General features: G+C 77.3%; 1 protein-coding gene. It reads left to right on the top strand.

Annotation, left to right across the window (positions count from 1 at the left end):
* Positions 1–472 (top strand): electron transfer flavoprotein subunit alpha/FixB family protein (locus tag PUR56_RS11335; protein WP_329948789.1); only part of this gene is annotated, 472 nt, incomplete at its 5' end.
* Positions 473–705: the final 233 nt, after the last annotated feature.

The raw sequence follows: 705 nt of genomic DNA, 5'->3' as shown, positions 1-705 counted from the left end.
GGCCGCGGGCACCGTCGAGGACGTCACCGTCGCGTTCACCGGCAACGCCGCCAAGGTCGTCTCGCGCACCCCGCGCGTCTCCACCGGCCGCCCCGAGCTGACCGAGGCCGCCATCGTCGTCTCCGGCGGCCGCGGCGTCGGCGAGGCGTCCGGCTTCGGCGTGATCGAGGAGCTGGCGGACGCGCTGGGCGCGGCCGTCGGTGCCTCGCGCGCCGCCGTCGACGCCGGCTGGTACCCGCACAGCAACCAGGTCGGACAGACCGGCAAGCAGGTCTCGCCCCAGCTGTACGTGGCCAACGGCATCTCCGGCGCCATCCAGCACCGGGCCGGCATGCAGACCTCGAAGACCATCGTGGCCGTCAACAAGGACCCCGAGGCCCCGATCTTCGAGCTGGCGGACTACGGCGTGGTCGGCGACCTCTTCGAGGTGCTGCCGCAGCTCACCGCCGAGGTGCAGTCCCGCAAGGGCTGAGCCTGCCCAGTGGTGGGCCCGGGGGGGGGGGGCCCCGGTAGCCCGGGGTCCGCGGGGCCCGCCCCCCCCCCGCCCCCGGGGCGGGCGGGGGGGGGGGCCCCCCCGCCCCCCGGGGGCCCCGCCCCCCCCCCCCCCCCCCCCCACCACTGGGCAGGCTCAGCCCTTGCGGGACTGCACCTCGGCGGTGAGCTGCGGCAGCACCTCGAAGAGGTCGCCGACCACGCCGTAGTCCG

The sequence above is a fragment of the Streptomyces sp. BE303 genome (assembly GCF_036290945.1).
Classification (GTDB): Bacteria; Actinomycetota; Actinomycetes; order Streptomycetales; family Streptomycetaceae; genus Kitasatospora.
This window is presented reverse-complemented; position numbering and strand designations above follow the sequence as displayed.